19 protein-coding genes are annotated in these 15,905 nt (G+C 47.5%); 11 read left to right on the forward strand and 8 right to left on the reverse strand.

All coding sequences use genetic code 11. The features are described from left to right. Positions 1 to 42: 42 nt before the first annotated feature. Positions 43 to 669: a glutathione S-transferase family protein gene (locus tag KDK16_RS09690; protein ID WP_257275822.1), complete on the forward strand. Its 627-nt coding sequence runs from the start codon at positions 43 to 45 to the stop codon at positions 667 to 669. 191 nt (positions 670 to 860) lie between these two features. On the opposite strand, the gene KDK16_RS09695 is transcribed toward KDK16_RS09690, so the two are convergent. From KDK16_RS09695 to KDK16_RS09710, 4 genes are all read right to left on the reverse strand, one after another. Continuing rightward, positions 861 to 1,229, reverse strand: coding sequence for an STAS/SEC14 domain-containing protein (locus KDK16_RS09695; RefSeq protein WP_257275823.1), 369 nt, complete (start codon positions 1,227 to 1,229; stop codon positions 861 to 863). Between the two features lie 93 nt (positions 1,230 to 1,322). Beyond that, a complete protein-coding gene (locus KDK16_RS09700; protein ID WP_257275825.1) occupies positions 1,323 to 1,754 on the reverse strand; it encodes a TraR/DksA C4-type zinc finger protein in 432 nt (143 codons plus the stop codon). Beyond that, positions 1,751 to 2,950 (reverse strand): zinc metallochaperone GTPase ZigA, encoded by a 1,200-nt coding sequence (gene zigA / locus KDK16_RS09705; protein ID WP_257275826.1) that lies wholly within the window; start codon positions 2,948 to 2,950, stop codon positions 1,751 to 1,753. Before zigA ends, KDK16_RS09700 begins: the two co-directional genes overlap by 4 nt. 124 nt (positions 2,951 to 3,074) lie before the next feature. Beyond that, the gene (locus KDK16_RS09710) at positions 3,075 to 3,209 is read right to left on the reverse strand and encodes a hypothetical protein (RefSeq protein WP_257275827.1); all 135 of its coding nucleotides are present in this window, start codon (positions 3,207 to 3,209) and stop codon (positions 3,075 to 3,077) included. Positions 3,210 to 3,636: 427 nt separating this feature from the next. On the opposite strand from KDK16_RS09710, the gene KDK16_RS09715 reads away from it, so the two are divergent. The 3 genes from KDK16_RS09715 to katG all read left to right on the forward strand — a co-directional run bounded on the left by KDK16_RS09715 (position 3,637) and on the right by katG (position 6,577). Further along, positions 3,637 to 3,888: a hypothetical protein gene (locus KDK16_RS09715; protein WP_257275828.1), complete on the forward strand. Its 252-nt coding sequence runs from the start codon at positions 3,637 to 3,639 to the stop codon at positions 3,886 to 3,888. Between the two features lie 77 nt (positions 3,889 to 3,965). Next, positions 3,966 to 4,154 (forward strand): hypothetical protein, encoded by a 189-nt coding sequence (locus tag KDK16_RS09720; protein ID WP_257275830.1) that lies wholly within the window; start codon positions 3,966 to 3,968, stop codon positions 4,152 to 4,154. A 242-nt stretch (positions 4,155 to 4,396) separates the two neighbouring features. Next, a complete protein-coding gene (gene katG, locus KDK16_RS09725) occupies positions 4,397 to 6,577 on the forward strand; it encodes a catalase/peroxidase HPI (protein WP_257275832.1) in 2,181 nt (726 codons plus the stop codon). Between the two features lie 68 nt (positions 6,578 to 6,645). On the opposite strand, the gene sstT is transcribed toward katG, so the two are convergent. Then, positions 6,646 to 7,896, reverse strand: coding sequence for a serine/threonine transporter SstT (gene sstT, locus KDK16_RS09730; protein WP_257275833.1), 1,251 nt, complete (start codon positions 7,894 to 7,896; stop codon positions 6,646 to 6,648). 911 nt (positions 7,897 to 8,807) lie between these two features. Here sstT and KDK16_RS09735 point away from each other — a divergent pair. From KDK16_RS09735 to KDK16_RS09750, 4 genes are all read left to right on the forward strand, one after another. After that, on the forward strand, positions 8,808 to 9,866 hold the full coding sequence (locus KDK16_RS09735; RefSeq protein WP_257275834.1) for an AraC family transcriptional regulator: 1,059 nt from the start codon (positions 8,808 to 8,810) through the stop codon (positions 9,864 to 9,866). A 206-nt stretch (positions 9,867 to 10,072) separates the two neighbouring features. Continuing rightward, a complete protein-coding gene (locus tag KDK16_RS09740; RefSeq protein WP_257275835.1) occupies positions 10,073 to 11,404 on the forward strand; it encodes an acetyl-CoA hydrolase/transferase C-terminal domain-containing protein in 1,332 nt (443 codons plus the stop codon). A gap of 54 nt (positions 11,405 to 11,458) precedes the next feature. After that, positions 11,459 to 11,662: a DUF2905 domain-containing protein gene (locus KDK16_RS09745; RefSeq protein WP_257255363.1), complete on the forward strand. Its 204-nt coding sequence runs from the start codon at positions 11,459 to 11,461 to the stop codon at positions 11,660 to 11,662. A gap of 16 nt (positions 11,663 to 11,678) precedes the next feature. Then, positions 11,679 to 11,972, forward strand: a complete 294-nt coding sequence (locus tag KDK16_RS09750; RefSeq protein WP_257255362.1) for a hypothetical protein — start codon at positions 11,679 to 11,681, stop codon at positions 11,970 to 11,972. Here KDK16_RS09750 and KDK16_RS09755 read toward each other — a convergent pair. Then, positions 11,938 to 12,234, reverse strand: a complete 297-nt coding sequence (locus KDK16_RS09755) for a DUF6482 family protein (protein WP_257255361.1) — start codon at positions 12,232 to 12,234, stop codon at positions 11,938 to 11,940. The genes KDK16_RS09750 and KDK16_RS09755 overlap by 35 nt on opposite strands. 9 nt (positions 12,235 to 12,243) lie before the next feature. Continuing rightward, positions 12,244 to 12,786: a hypothetical protein gene (locus KDK16_RS09760; protein WP_257275836.1), complete on the reverse strand. Its 543-nt coding sequence runs from the start codon at positions 12,784 to 12,786 to the stop codon at positions 12,244 to 12,246. A 470-nt stretch (positions 12,787 to 13,256) separates the two neighbouring features. On the opposite strand from KDK16_RS09760, the gene KDK16_RS09765 reads away from it, so the two are divergent. Then, on the forward strand, positions 13,257 to 13,700 hold the full coding sequence (locus tag KDK16_RS09765; protein ID WP_257275838.1) for a hypothetical protein: 444 nt from the start codon (positions 13,257 to 13,259) through the stop codon (positions 13,698 to 13,700). A gap of 35 nt (positions 13,701 to 13,735) precedes the next feature. Further along, complete coding sequence (locus KDK16_RS09770) at positions 13,736 to 14,944, forward strand: MFS transporter (protein ID WP_257252946.1); 1,209 nt, start codon at positions 13,736 to 13,738, stop codon at positions 14,942 to 14,944. 156 nt (positions 14,945 to 15,100) lie between these two features. Here KDK16_RS09770 and KDK16_RS09775 read toward each other — a convergent pair whose 3' ends face one another. After that, positions 15,101 to 15,652 carry a C2H2-type zinc finger protein gene (locus tag KDK16_RS09775; RefSeq protein ID WP_257275840.1) on the reverse strand — a complete coding sequence of 184 codons (552 nt, stop codon included), beginning with the start codon at positions 15,650 to 15,652 and terminating at the stop codon, positions 15,101 to 15,103. A gap of 20 nt (positions 15,653 to 15,672) precedes the next feature. Here KDK16_RS09775 and KDK16_RS09780 point away from each other — a divergent pair. After that, a partial coding sequence (locus KDK16_RS09780) for a hypothetical protein (protein WP_257275841.1) occupies positions 15,673 to 15,905 on the forward strand: 233 nt, incomplete at its 3' end.

Here is a 15,905-nt window from a genome sequence, read left to right on the forward strand (position 1 = left end):
AAAAAGTACTGGCACAATATCACTCAAAACATCAGTGGCTCAATGGTAGGTAGAACCCCAAGAATGAAAATATATGGCGATATCCAGTCCGGCAACTGTTACAAAATCAAACTGCTCACTGCCCTGCTTGACCTGAATCATGAATGGGTTGCCATTGATATTCTGAATAATGAAACCCAGACTCCGGATTTTCTCGCCAAAAACCCTAACGGCAAAATTCCTTTGCTGGAGCTTGATGATGGCCGCATTCTCAGTGAATCCAATGCCATCCTGAACTTCCTGGCCAGAGATTCTGAGCTGTTGCCGACGGACCCTTTTTTACAGGCAAAAAACCAGCAATGGCAGTTTTTTGAGCAATACAGCCATGAACCTTATATTGCCGTTGCCCGCTTCATTAACAAGTATCTGGGCATGCCGGACAATCGACGGGAAGAGTTCGAAAGGAAACAGGAAGGCGGCCACAAAGCTCTTAAGGTCATGGAGCAGCGGCTTTCGAAAACCGCTTTTCTGGTTGGCGAGCAACTTACAACGGCTGACGTATCTTTGTTTGGGTACACCCATGTCGCCCACGAAGGCGGTTTTGAGTTGTCACAGTATCCGGGGATCCAACGCTGGATTTCACGTATTCGCTCTTTACCGGGGTTTGTTTCAATGGATTCCTGCGCCTGATACTTTACGCCACCTAACGAAAAAATGCCTATGTACGCTGTCATTTTCAGAGCCACCATCAAACAACTGGATCAGGAATACAGTCAACTTGCCCAGCGTATGCGCGAGCTGGCTCTGCATGAATAACTCCGAGCACCTGGCCGCCCGGCAAAAAGGTAATGCTCGCACAAATCGGCCCGTTCACTTGTGTTTTAATCCTCTTCCAGAATCCAGAGCTTTGCCGCCTCCAGCTGCTCGTATCTGAAGTGCCTGATTTTTGCAGCAATAAAATGCCTTGCTATTTTTTCTCTTGGACCGCCCTCTCTTGCATCCGTGACAATGGCAATTTTTCTCAGATGTTTGTGATGGTTTTTCACAAATCGAATGTGGCTGACCAGAGCACCAAAGGATTCCCAACCGGGAAAATGATCGGTATGGATAATCAGCCCAGCCAGCCCACCCCTCTCTTCAATCAGAGGATCAATCTGTTGGGCGGCAGAAACAAAGTCCTCTTTTGAAAGAGGTCCATGGGGTTCCAGAAAGGCAATGCCGTCTTCCCTGTCCATCTCAATAGAAAGCATACTAGTTAAGCCTCCATATGAATGAAATAGAGTTTCACTGCAATCACTATAGGCCGAATTACCGTCTTCTCCACTCCACAACTACCGAAACCCTCAGTCTCGGTACACCTGCTCCTTGTATTCAATCCGGGCTTTCACTTCGGCACAGTATTCTGTTGTGGGTCTTGCTAAAAGACGAGGTATGCCTATGGGTTCATCCGACTCAAGACAATAACCGTAGCTACCTGATCGTATACGCTGCAGTGACAGTCTGATCTTGGATAGTAATTTTTGTTCTCGTTCTAAAATACGCAAAGAAGTACTGCACTCTTCTTCCCAAGATGCTCTGTCACTATCATCATTCAACTCTGGTGGGCTGGCCATTTGATTTTTGGCTTCTTGAATTCGAGCTTCCGTCGATTCGTGAAGCACCAATAGTCGGTGCTTGAAAAAATCCAGTTGCTCACTATTCATGTAGTCAGACTCGGCAGCCTGTTTAATCTGATCTTCAGTCAACGGGCATTGCCCTGGTGATGTTGAGCTCATTGATTTTCTCCCCAGTCAGGAAAAGGATCACTCAAAGTTGCCCAGTGCTCTTTACCTTTGAGAACCTCGCCTTCTGTTAATAAGCAATCGTCGAGGGCTTTAGTAATGGCCTGTTGATCTAAAGCCTGACCGATGAAAACAAGCTCCTGCCGCATATCGCCGAAGGGATCTACCCAGTTACTTTTAATCGAGGCAAGGTAATCTTCATCGGTAGGCCAGTTCTCTTTCGGGATAGCTTTCCAAAACATCCCTGCAAAACCATAGCGCGCGATACCACCAGCCTGACTCCATTGGCCTGCAAATTCCGGACGAGTGGCCAACCAAAAGTACCCTTTAGATCGAATCAGTTTTCCATAGTCTCTTGCCGTGTGGAGAAACTGATAAAACTTTTCCGGATGAAAGGGTCGGCGAGCGGTGTAACTAAAACTTCCAATGCCGTATTCTTCCGTTTCCGGCACATGTTCGCCGCGCATTTCTTTAAGCCAGCCCGGCGCTAATTGTGCCCGCTCAAAATCAAACAGCCCAGTGTTTAATACATCGTCAACATTTACCTGACCATGAGTAATGGGAATGATTCGGGCATTGGTATTGAGTGTTTTCAGGATCGCAGTCAAACGTTCCTGCTCGCGCTGTTCTATCAAATCGGTTTTGCTGATTAACAGTATATCGGCGAACTCGACTTGATCTACCAGTAAGTCAGCAACACTGCGTTCATCCTCTTCCCCCAGAGACTCTCCGGTATCCTGAAGGTATTTGGCCTCGTCATAATCCTTGAGGAAGTTCACTGCATCCACCACTGTGACCATCGTATCCAGCGTGGCGACATCAGAAAGCGATTTACCCTTTTCATCGGCAAAGGTAAAGGTTTCAGCGACGGGTAAAGGCTCGGAAATGCCGGTGGATTCAATCACCAGATAATCAAAGTGCCCCTCCCGGGCCAATTTGTTGATCTCCAGCAACAGATCTTCACGCAGGGTACAACAAATGCAGCCATTGCTCATTTCCACCAGCTTCTCTTCCTGATGGCTCAGCGACACTTCGTTTTGAACCTGAGTTGCATCAATATTGATTTCGCTCATATCGTTAACGATAACGGCCACTTTTTTACCCTGGCGGTTATTCAGAATATGGCTTAGTACAGTAGTTTTTCCTGCGCCAAGAAAGCCTGACAGCACAGTGACGGGGAGTTGAGTCATGACGGATAGTTCCGGTTGAGGTAAATATACAGGTGAGTACACCCTAATTTGTTATGTTATATTATAACAATTACAATCTAGTCAATGACAACTGAATGCTGGTTCTTACCTGAGCCCGACCAAGCTAATCGGGGAATGACAGTCCATGTCCAAAAGCTTCGGCTTTAGCAACACTGATACCTATCTGGTGTTTGTCCCTGTCAAGGGTAAACATCAATGGGCTCTTGAAGCCGATCCTGATGTCAGTTTTTGTATCCATTACATTTTCTAAATCCCTTCAGGGCAAGCACATAGAACCTCTGGTCACAACACAAAGTTGAAAAGATGAGTTTGATTTCAGGAAAGACCTGTGAACACATCTTGTTTAGCATGTTCGCAAATCCGAATAAAGAACAACTGATGTCCTTTTTGGAGCGAAATTCAGACAAAAACCTGGTATCAACAGACAGGGTTTGAAATCAAATGCAGCAGGCGCTGAGATCATCGGCGCTCACCTTGATTGATCAAAAACCTCGATAAACACAGGATTTCGCTGGCCCAAAGCCAGCTGGAGCTATCAGAGCATTAAAGCCAACAACATTCAGAGCTGAGAGGAGTCTGGTATCTCTGCTCTGTAGCTTGCCCCACTGTTCAGATCTCTTTATATTCGGGAAACTCATTAGTAGCCAAATCAAGAATAAGAATCCATGAACATTGCCATTTATATATACGACAATGCAGAAGTACTGGATTTTTCCGGTTCTTTTGAAGTATTTTCAACAGCCAGTCGGGTCTGTGCAGACCACAAGCCTTTTAATGTCTTTCTGATAAGAGAGACTGGTGAAACTGTTTCTGCCCGCGCCGGATATAGCGTGAATCCTGACTATGGATTCTATAACCACCCTCCCATTGACTTGCTGATGGTGGTTGGCGGCGTTCATAATGCAGAACTGAAGTAGAAAGTGCCTGGGTACTCACTCACTACTATCAAGTCAGTCCAGGTCAGCAATGTCAGAAATTAAGAGCCGTTATTCAGTTGCAAAAGTGCCTGACGCAGGATTATCAGGCCACGCTCAAAGCCCTTGATGATTATACCAACGGTTACGATTTTGCCGATGCAATGATTGGTCATCATAACCAGCTTCAATGTAAAGCCACCCGGACATTTGATCGCAGGGCTTCACGCCTCACTCAATTCAGCTTGCTCAGGAACTTTGATCATTGATCCAGAACTTATTGAGCAATGATTGACTGGGACTGAAAGCCTGTCTCGTAAGCAATCACCTTATCATTTGCGTACGCAGCCAATGGCTCTTACACTTCTAGTCACCATACCCCTTGGCTAAAATCCAACTGCATTTGGGTAGCCTCATCGTAATCACACAATTTCTTTGACGCATTCAAGCGGCTATCTTGACCTTAAGAAGTTTGATCTACATCACTGCAGGAATGAATCGGAGGCACTGTATGTCTGCTAGTCAATGTCCGGTTTTGCATCATACCGCTGGCGGCGGCACTTCCAATCAGGATTGGTGGCCCAATCGGTTAAAGCTGGAAATTCTCCGACAACACGGTGATGCCTCTAACCCGATGGGCGCGCATTTCGATTATGCGGCTGAGTTCAACACTCTGGACCTCAAAGCAGTCAAAACTGACCTGGAAACACTGATGACTGATTCCCAGCCCTGGTGGCCAGCAGATTTTGGTCATTATGGCCCTCTCTTTGTACGAATGGCCTGGCACAGTGCCGGAACCTACCGGACCCTTGATGGCCGGGGCGGTGCAGGCACAGGTAGCCAGCGTTTTGCACCGCTCAACAGTTGGCCGGACAATGCCAATCTCGACAAAGCCCGTCGTTTGCTCTGGCCTGTTAAACAGAAATATGGCAAAAAACTGTCCTGGGCCGACCTAATGATTCTCGCAGGCAATGTAGCCCTCGAAGCCATGGGCTTTAAAACCTTTGGCTTTGCCGGCGGACGAGTGGATATCTGGGAATCAGAAAAAGACATATACTGGGGCAACGAAAAAACCTGGCTGGGTGATGAGCGCCACATCGGTGAACGCGACCTGGAAAAGCCACTGGCCGCGGTCGAGATGGGCCTGATCTACGTTAACCCCGAAGGCCCCGATGGCAACCCTGATCCGAAAGCCGCTGCTATGGAAATTCGCAGTACTTTTGCCCGCATGGCCATGAACGATGAGGAAACCGTTGCCCTGATTGCTGGTGGTCATACTTTTGGCAAATCTCACGGGGCGGGTGACCCTTCTCTGGTTGGTCCTGAGCCCGAAGCGGCAGACATCACCGAACAGGGACTGGGATGGAGCAGCAGCCATGGATGCGGTAAAGCCGGTGATACCATCACGGGTGGTCCTGAAGTCACCTGGACCAGCCAGCCTACCCAGTGGAGCAACCTGTATTTTGAAAATCTGTTTAAATACGAATGGGAACTGACCAAAAGCCCGGCCGGAGCTTATCAATGGATGGCCAAGGACAGTGAAGCCACCATTCCTGACGCTCATGAACCAGCAAAACGTCATCAGCCCACCATGCTAACCACCGATCTGTCGCTCCGGGTTGATCCAGCATACGAGGAAATATCCAGAAACTTTTATAAAAACCCGGATCAGTTTGCCGATGCCTTTGCCCGCGCCTGGTTTAAGCTGACTCACAGAGACATGGGGCCCAGAGCACGCTACCTGGGTCCGGAAGTGCCCAGCGAAGTGATGATCTGGCAAGACCCCGTTCCACCTGTTGATCATGAACTGGTGGATAAAGATGATCAAGAGGCACTTAAGCAGCAGATTCTCGATTCGACCCTCTCCATCCGCGAACTGGTATCAACCGCCTGGGCTTCTGCCTCAACCTTCAGAGGTTCGGATATGCGTGGAGGTGCCAATGGCGCTCGAATCCGACTTGAGCCGCAGAAAAACTGGGCGGTTAATAGACCAGAACAACTCTCACGTGTTCTGCAGCAACTTGAAGATATCCAGCAAGCGTTCAATGGCTCTCAATCAGGTAATAAAAAGATTTCCCTGGCCGACCTGATTGTTCTGGGCGGTTGTGCAGCCATTGAACAGTCTGCTAAAAATGCTGGCCACGATATTGAACTGGTATTCACCCCTGGTCGTATGGATGCTTTACAGCAGCAAACGGATGTTCAGAGCTTTCGGCTACTGGAGCCCATGACAGACGGCTTCAGAAACTATCAGAAAAAAACCACAGATGTACCTGTTGAAGCACTTTTAATCGACAAGGCTCAGCTGTTGACCCTGACCATTCCTGAAATGACGGTGCTTATTGGAGGCATGCGTGTTCTCAATACCAACAGTGACCAGAGTCAGCATGGGGTTTTTACCTCTAAAACAGATGCACTGACCAATGATTTCTTCATCAATCTGCTGAATATGAATACTGAGTGGAAACCGACGTCTGTGGATGAAGATATTTTTGAAGGTCATGATCGTAAAACCGGTGCCAGTCAGTGGAGTGCAACCCGTGTAGACCTGATTTTTGGCTCTGACTCCGAACTGCGTGCTGTGGCTGAAGTCTACGGTTCATCCGATGCTGGCGAGAAGTTTGTTCATGATTTTGCTGCCGCCTGGGTCAAAGTGATGAATCTTGACCGATTCGATCTCAGAGCTTCCTGATTGTTTCATCATAAAAAAAACCGCCAGGATCAGCTGGCGGTTTTTATGGACTGGATAGTACTTCAGTCTCAGGCATTGACCTCCCGGGTCACCTGAACGACCTGACCGCTTTCTTCAGCAGAGATGCATGCTGCAGCAGTGAACGCAACGTCGGTTGAACTGTTTAGAGCGGTTTCAGCAGAATCCTGGATAACGCCGATGATAAAACCGACAGCAACCACCTGCATGGCCACATCGGCAGAGATCCCGAAAAGACTGCAAGCCAGTGGAATCAGCAGCAGAGAGCCACCTGCAACACCGGAAGCGCCACAGGCCGAGATGGCAGCGATCACACTTAGAATCAGAGCGGTTGGCATGTCTACCTGAATACCCAGAGTGTTAACTGCGGCGAGGGTCATCACAGTGATGGTGATAGCAGCGCCTGCCATGTTGATGGTCGCCCCCAAAGGTATGGATACCGAGTAGGTATCTTCATGTAGATCCAGCTTTTTGCACAGTTCCATGTTCACTGGAATGTTGGCAGCAGAACTACGGGTAAAGAATGCGGTTACACCGCTTTCGCGCAGACATTGGAAAATCAGCGGGTATGGGTTGCGCTTCAGTTTGGCAAACACGATTAGTGGGTTTACAACCAGCGCAATAATCAACATGCAGCTGATCAAAACCATCAGCAGCTGGCCGTACTCAGCCAGGGCAGAGAAACCAGTCTTGGCTACTGTGTTGGCTACCAAACCGAAAATGCCAAAAGGTGCCAGCTGGATAACAAAGCGAACGACGTTGGATACCGCATCGGAAAGGTCGTGAACCACACGTTTGGTGGTATCTGAAGCACGATGCAGCGCGAGACCCAGAGCAACGGCCCAAGCCAGGATACCGATAAAGTTGCCGCTCATCAGGGCTTCAACAGGGTTCTGGACAATGCTGAACAGCAGGGTGTTCAGTACTTCGCCAACACCCTGTGGAGGATTGGCGCTGGCTTCATTGGTGACCAGAGTCAGAGTGACCGGAAAGGCAAAGCTCATGACAACAGCCGTCAGAGAAGCAGCCAGAGTACCAATCAGGTACAAGCCAATCACGGGTTTCATGTTGGTATGCTGACCTTTTTTCTGGTTGGCAATAGAGGCAGCCACCAGCATAAAAACCAGAACCGGCGCTACGGCCTTGAGAGCACCGACGAACAAAGAGCCCAGAACAGAGAAAGAAAGAGCTGTATCGGGAGCAACGACCGCCAGGCCTGCACCCAGCAAAATACCAATGAGAATCCTCAGCACCAGGCTCGTGCTGGCCATGCGTTCGAATAGAGATTGAGTTTCACCCATACTGTACCTACTTTATTTATAATAGAGTTCGCGCCCTTTCTGATAATCAGGTGATAATCAGGGAAAGGCTAAACCCCCAGCTCCAGGCTGTTTGATCATTCCAACTTCCATAGCGTGTCATCTGTCTGAAAGACCCTTTCACGGTACGGAAATCACCAATCGGGTGATCACTTTATAAGCAATTCGCACAAATCGAGTGTGCAAACCTAATGGATCAGCCCCACTGCAGTATTGATATGTGTCAATTAATTAGACCTTTAATCCATAGAGTAAGTTCACTCTTATTTTTCCGCCAGCTGGCCTAATGGTCATTTTAAAGGACATTCAAATACGCCCCTCAACTCTGCTGACTTTTTGTCTCGGGGCTGAAAAATAAGCTTTTTCCATTGTTTTCCGGCTTTGAAAACTGCTTTTTTACCCATTTGTTTATTGAACACAAAATTGAGAATAGAGAATCTCTGACCACAGGCCATTGTGGATTAAACGGTAATAAGAAGGGGCTCCCCCAGACATTTGTCAGTAAATTACATCAATCAGCCATGAACAACTGAAACAATTCTTCTTCACACTCAGGGATGAAATATTTTTCACGATAAGAAATACGTATATTCGTTCTGCGACACTGTCTTCTGCCGCATAAGTAATCCATCAAGATCCAAGGACACATACTCCTCTTTTGGAATGAGGAAAAGATCAGTTTCAAGTCTGTTTTTGAGCGGTATAATCTGCAACAGGCATTGAAAATGCTGAACAGCAGTGATGCAAACATTATCATCATTGCGTACACGGGTGTACCCGCACTCCGGCTCGTTCAGTCGGGTCTTTTGTCGCTGGACCGCGAGGCCATGCTGAAAGGTTAATCCACCAAGTTTGCTTGTTCTCAGCACACCTTTACAACAAACCAGAAATTTATGCACCGTAAAACATCTTTTACCGATTCATCATCGGAAGTGATTAATAAGTACCGCGGAACGGTCAGTGGACGATGGTTTGACCTGATTAATCTGCAACTACAGAAACATGGGGTCAGTCCATTACCTCCCGAGCATTTTAATATTCCTCTTGAAAGCGGGTCATACTGCGACAGGCCAATCCCTGTCGATGGCGCTCGCAGGTTGCTTTACTGGGCCGTAGAGCAGACGGATGAACCCCTGTTGCCTGTCGATCTGGGGCTTTCACTGCAACCGCTTGATTTCAAGTCACTGGGTATTGTCTTATGGAGCTCTGCATCACTCAGGCAACGAATTGAAAAACTGGAAACTTATCAGTCACTGATCACGACAACCACGCGAATCATCTTCAATGAAACAGCCGGGACAGCGTCATTATTATTAATTGACAATGACGCTGTCGATAAACAGGTCAACCTGACCAAACACGGCATGATGGCCCTGGTCTCAGCAGTTGCCAGGGTAATACGCTGGGACCATGAAACTGAAATAACGATACACTTGCCATTTGAACAACCCACATACCATAAAAAACTCAAGGACAAGTTGGAGTGCACTCTGAAATTCTCCATGTCTCAGTATCGAATAGAATTCAGTGTCGATGCGCTGGATCTGCCTTTGCGGACCAGTGACCCGGAGTTACTTCAGGCAACTGAATCACTGGTACAGAAAAAACTGTTAATGATTGAACAAAAAAACCTCGTTTTAAGAGTCAGTCGCTCACTGCTGGAACTAAGCCCGCTTATTCCGCCGGCCACTTCTAAAATGGCCGGCCTAATGAATATAAGCGGTCGTACATTCCAGAGAAAACTGTCAGAGCTGGGGCTGAGTTACCGGGAGCTGGTTAACAAAATACGCCATGAAAAAGCCATTGCCCTGATTGAGTCCAGTGACACACCGCTGTCCACTGTCGCTTATGAGTTAGGATTTGGCGATTTAAGCAGCTTTTCAAGGGCATTTAAAAGCTGGACAGGTATGTCACCAAGGCAGTACCGAAATACCCAAGCCTCCGGCGTTTAGTATTGAAACAGTTCGAAATATGATTCAAATCAACGCCTTTAGTCACAGTCGGTAACAAACAAGTACATGGCGCGCCCTGTCAAGTTTTTAGTGGGCCATTGATGTAGAGTGAAGACCCTATCGTTTTCAAACAAGACCCTGCGTTTCCAATGTTTACGGGGCATTCATCAAATGGGTCACTATTAGCAGACAAAAAAGGAGTCATCGTGACTGCTCAATTTGATATCAAAAACTGGCAATCTACCTACGATCGTAAATGTTCACCCCTGGACAATGCGGCCAATGAAATCCAATCCGGGGACCGGGTCTGGATTGGCGGTGCCAATGGTATTGCCATTCCGGTTCTCAAACAGCTTTGCCATCGTAAAGATGAATTAAAAGACGTTGAATTATACGGCGCACTATTAATGTTTCCTTTTGATTTTCTCAAGGCAGAATTTAAAGGCCACATTAATTACAACTGCTTGTTTACCGGGCCACTGGAAAGAAAATTCCTGGGACCTCATGGCAATATAAAGATTAATTCTGTGCATTTTTCGCAGACACAGAGCTTTATGAAAAACATCATGAAGCCAAATGTTCTGCTGATGGAAGTTTCCCGGCCTGATGAAAATGGCTTTATGAGTCTGGGTCATATTGGTGCCCTGTTAGGCGACAGCGTTGTTGAAAGTACCGAAAAGGTTATAGTAGTTGTCAACGATCAGGTACCTTACCTTAAAGGTGAAAGTAACTTTATCCATGTGGATCAGGTTGACAAACTGGTTGAATGCAGCCACGAACTGCCCTTCGCGCCCCAGGCACAGCCAAGCGAACTGGAACAGAGTATTGCCAGCCACATTCTGCCTTACATTAATGATGGTGATACCATTCAAGTTGGTTTTGGCGGACTGTCAGATGCGGTTGCCTATGGTTTGGAAAATAAAAAGAACCTGGGCGTGCATTCGGAAATGATGACGGACTCTCTGCTGCACCTGATTAAAAAAGACGCTATTGATAACAGCAATAAAACCATTGACAAAAACAAACTGGTTTACGGACTGGCCGTCGGTAGTCGTGAACTTCTGGATTTTCTGGATAACAACGACGACGCCCACGTCATGCCCCTGCCAACCCTGAACAAGCCGGAAAAAATAGCGGAGCAGGATAATTTCATTTCCATCAACGGTGCTTTGATGTGCGACCTGACGGGACAGATTGCGGCTGAAGGTGTTGGCCTGAACCAGATTTCCTGCACAGGTGGTCAGCTTGATTTTGTCCGCGGCGCAGGCATGTCCAAAGGTGGCAAGTCCTTTATCGCCCTGTCGTCTGTTTTCAAAGGCAAAAACGGTCTGGAATCCCGTATTCAACTGACCCTGCCCGCCGGAACTCCGGTGACCACACCACGCAGTGACGCTATGTTCATTGTGACAGAGTACGGTGTTGCCGACGTGCACAACAAGTCACTGAAAGATCGTACTGCGGCCCTGATTGCAATCTCTCATCCGGACTTTCGCGAGACCCTCACCATTGAGGCCCGTGAAGCGGGTCTGATCGACTAAAGCGGACATTTTATCCTATTCTGAAATCCTATATTGCCAAGCAAAACCGTTACCATGGTAAAGCTGTTGATTTTCGTGGGTCTGGTTCTGGTGTCCCTTGGACTGATTCTGCATTTTGCGCCAGGGCTGTTGAAATGGTTTGGTCACCTTCCCGGTGACCTCCATTGGAAGAGTAATGACTTTCAGGTCTTCATTCCTGTCACCTCAATGATTATCATCAGTGTGTTATTGACACTAATCATCCAACTATGGCGCTGAATGGAGGGAGGAAGTGATGCAGTCACACTATCTTCTGACAGGGTTAACCATCGGCTTGCTTCTGACGGGGTGTTCTGCTTTTAAAGGGTCAGAAAAAAAGTCGATGTGTTCCGAAAGCTGGTATGAGTTTGTAGAGTCGATACTATTCACTGGTGACTCCATGGGTCACGGCCCTGATCTCGGCTCTCCGGAGTGGCGTTCCGTTGTGGAGTTCAGGCTGGATCTACGAGATCAGGGCCTGTTACCTGATCGATCAAGTGATCGCTGGTGCGAGGCTATCGATCAATTTTTGAAAGCCCATGACGAATAGTTCTACCTTCGCGGTAATCCCCTGAGCTGATCATTTCGTCGTAGGTTGTAGACATGACCATATCCAGCTGATCCGACAGATATTTGCCTAACGTGTATTTGGCCTCAAAGATGCTGTGAAAGACCTTGGGTTTTTTTTCGGCACGCTCGGTAAGCCACTCCTTATCGTTAATGCGGCATAGATAGATGTCACCCTCAGCCGAGATCAATTCCAGGTGGGTCGGCTTCCGGCGAACAATGGCAGTCAGCGTTTTCAGATTCATAAGCTAGCCTCACGAGTGTTTTTTGAGAATCCATGATCCCTTAAATGGGTTGTCTAACCTCTGGCTTCTGCCAGCCGGTTCCGCCTCAGGGATGTGTTGTGCAATCACATGCATCAGTTTTGAAAGGGAGTCAGGTTCAACATCCAGCATGACCACACTTCCACCCTGCTCTATGTGATCATGGAAAGGTTGAAGCCTGAAGTTGTCACTGGAAGCTCCGATCAAACCTCCCAGCCAGGTGGAGTAACCCAGTACCACCAGGCAAGAGAAAAAGGTAACGACTGAGGCAACGGGATGTCCCTCCGTTAACTCATGAACCGAGAGTCCGGTCAGAACTGTCAACAGGATGCCCACGAGAAACCCTCGTCCACCCGAGTGGACAGTGTCGTATTCCTCGAGGAAGGACAGATCATTCAGATGTTTTTTTTGCGTAGCCAGATGATCTTTGTGAGCGATGTGGATCCGGTTGTGGTTAACCCCTTCAGCTTCTGCAAGATCGTTCAACTTTTGGGCGAAGGAGAGGTCAGGCAGACGATAGAGTACTCTTAACATACAAAACACCTTTCTTCGGTGATTAATTAAGGTCTCAAAACCCAATGTTAGAGCGTTTACGCATAATTAGCGAATTTGGATCATATGGAAAGAATCAGGACTTTATAACGCACCTCTCTCTTACTAACTCTTTGAAGGCTCAATCAGCCAGAGACAGATAACCGTTTTTTTCGCCAGACCATCACAATTTCCAATTTTAGCGGCTCAGAGAAAGGTAGAGAGCAGACCTGGCGTTCACTCTGCGCAACGAGCCTCCGGCAGAGGCACATAGCAAGGTTGTCTTCATATAACTTTATTCTCACACTGGCTTCAAATTCAACGTTTGCTTTAACCGTGAGGCAAAGCTGAGTGAGGTGGAGGGGTAGAACCCGGGAACGAACGGGAAGAATTTGTCAGACACGGTTGCCGGATTGTTATGAACTTTATGGTGAATGAACTCTCTAAGAATAAATAACTATAAGGAATTTACTATGAATTTACCTCCTGTTCAGCCCTCTGAGCCAACAAGCTCCCAAGCTACTGCGTTTTCAAATCAACTTACAACAACTGACGATTATCATTCATTCCAGGTATTTATACCAAAAGGTAAAAGTACAACTGCATGGATAGAATGGTGCAGGGAAAATGGATTGAATTTTTGGTTAGGAACCAGTGCTGCTCAATTTAAGGTTTCAGAAACAGCAAAAATATTTAATATTGACTCCACTGAAAAATATGAATACTTATTAAAAAACTTCCCTCATGCAGAAGATGATAATTATATAGACTGGGAACGAGTAGCGACTGAGTTTGATGCTGTACACTGCACAGAAGATTTTTTTATTCCGGGATGGGATTGTGAATCAACAGCATGGTTCAATAAAGAGAAATTAGCATTCCAGAAATCTATAAGCTCACAAGAAATTGACTTGTAAAATATATAGTTCAGCATTCAGGTAGCAGTAATAACATGATTGATCTAGCCACGCCCTCTTATCGAAAAGCCACCTTTGCCCTGGCACTGGGGTCATTCCTGATATTCTGTAACCTGTATCTGTTTCAGCCATTGATTCCTGTCATGGCTAATCAATTCTCGATATCTGTGCTCAAGGCCAATGGCCTGCTGGCAGCAAGTACGGCCGGTCTGGCAATGTCACTGTTGCCCTGGGCCATTCTTTCAGAAAAGCTGGGACGTTACCCTGTGATGATGATTAGCCTGGCACTGATACCTCTGACAGGACTGGGCATACTCCTTTCAAACAGCTTGACGGTTATGATTGTTGCCAGAGCACTGCTGGGCGTCGCTCTGGCAGGTTTTGCTGCCGTAGCAGTGGCCTACATGGCAGAAGAATTCACCCAAAACGCCCTCGTGATGGCTGTCGGCACTTATATCAGCGCAAACTCCCTGGGAGGTATCAGTGGCCGTATCTTTGGGGGATTGGTGTCCGAACAGTGGAACTGGGAGACAGCCGTTGCGGCCATGGCACTGTTCAGTCTGCTATGTGCTCTGACTGTCTACGCGTTATTGCCCAGAGCGGTTCATTTTCAGCAAGAATCCGGGGTCAGTGTTAAAGGAGCTACCCGTATTATTGCCGGGCACCTGCATAATCCAAAATTGTTACTGGCTGTATTAATTGGTGGCCTAAACTTTGCCCTGTTCGTCAATTTATACACTGTCATGGGTCTCAGACTGATTGCTCCCCCCCACTCTCTTCCTGTGGGCTGGACTGCACTGATCTTTCTTTGCTACCTGAGCGGCACTATTTCTTCCCGACTCAGTGGGCACTGGCGTAAGCAAAACACCATCACCCAAGGCCTGTTGATCGGAACATTTATTAGCATGTGTGGGTTATGGATAGCCAGTTTTCAGGCCTTGACGACAATCATTATCGGATTATTGCTGATCAGCTCCGGAGCATTCTTTGTTCACTCTCTGGCTTATGGCTGGGTCAGTCATCATGCCACCCGTGCCAAGGCTACGGCTACCGCTCTGTACCTTGTTGCTTATTATCTGGGCGGCAGTCTGGGAGGATTTCTTCTGATCGCATGCTGGCAGACAGCAGCCTGGGGGGGAGTATTAGTGGGGTCAATGACGCTCTATGGATTAATGTACTGGATGTGCTTCAGACTGAGAAAGTATGACTCCACGCACCAAACACCAACCATGGCTGCGCCTTGAGTAAAAGACAAATAGCCTCCGGGAATACGTGCATGAATGCATCCCGTCATAGCTCTCCTTTTCAGATAAATAGCTGTATTTTTGAGGTATTCGAAATAGTATGTGGATCGACTGGCGCCATGGACACGTCGTGCAGGGCTGCACAAACCGAAAAAATCAATCACTTGACTGTGCATCATCAAACTTTTGTTTTCGGTGTTGCTTTCTGTGATCCGACAGGGCTTTCGCGTTTGGCAGGGACTTCTGGCACTCAGGGCAGGTTTGCTCTCCGGTGTGGTATCGACTTTTGTGTTCCGACAAAGCTTTCTTGTTTGGCAGAGCCTTCTGGCACCCAGGGCAGGTTTGCTCTGGGGTGTGATATTGAATTTTGTGAACCGACAGGGCTTGGGTGTTTGACAGAACCTTATGGCACTCAGGGCAGGTTTGATCTCCGCTGTGATATTGACTTTTGTGAACTGACAGGACATGAGCGTTTGGCAGGGTCTTCTGGCACTCTGGACAAGTTTGCTCCGGGGTGTGATCTTTTCTTTTGTGAACTGACAGGACTTGAGCGTTTGGTAAGGTCTTCTGGCACTCAGGGCAGGTTCGCTCTCCGGTGTGATATTGACTTTTGTGAGTGTTCAATGAGGCTTGAGAGCCAAGAGATTTTTCACAGCCAGAGTGATCACATCGGTATTTTTTGGAGCCTGCCTTCCTTTGTTTTTTCACAGGAGGTGGATTTAATTTTAATGATCGAGCAGCTGTGCTGTGAGTACCTGAGACAACGGTCGGGCCTTCAGCAGGATGACTTACCGAGCCAGATGTCTTATCACCTGTCTGCAAATAAACATCTGTTCTGCAAGCGAAAGAGTCGTCTGAGGTTGAACGACACTGGGTACTTGTGGAGGGAGCGAAGATACAGCGTCCTTGTCGATGACAACAGGGCTGTTCATGGCAATTTTCGTCAAGGCTATGTCGGAAG

Source organism: Endozoicomonas sp. SESOKO4 (assembly GCF_024606275.1).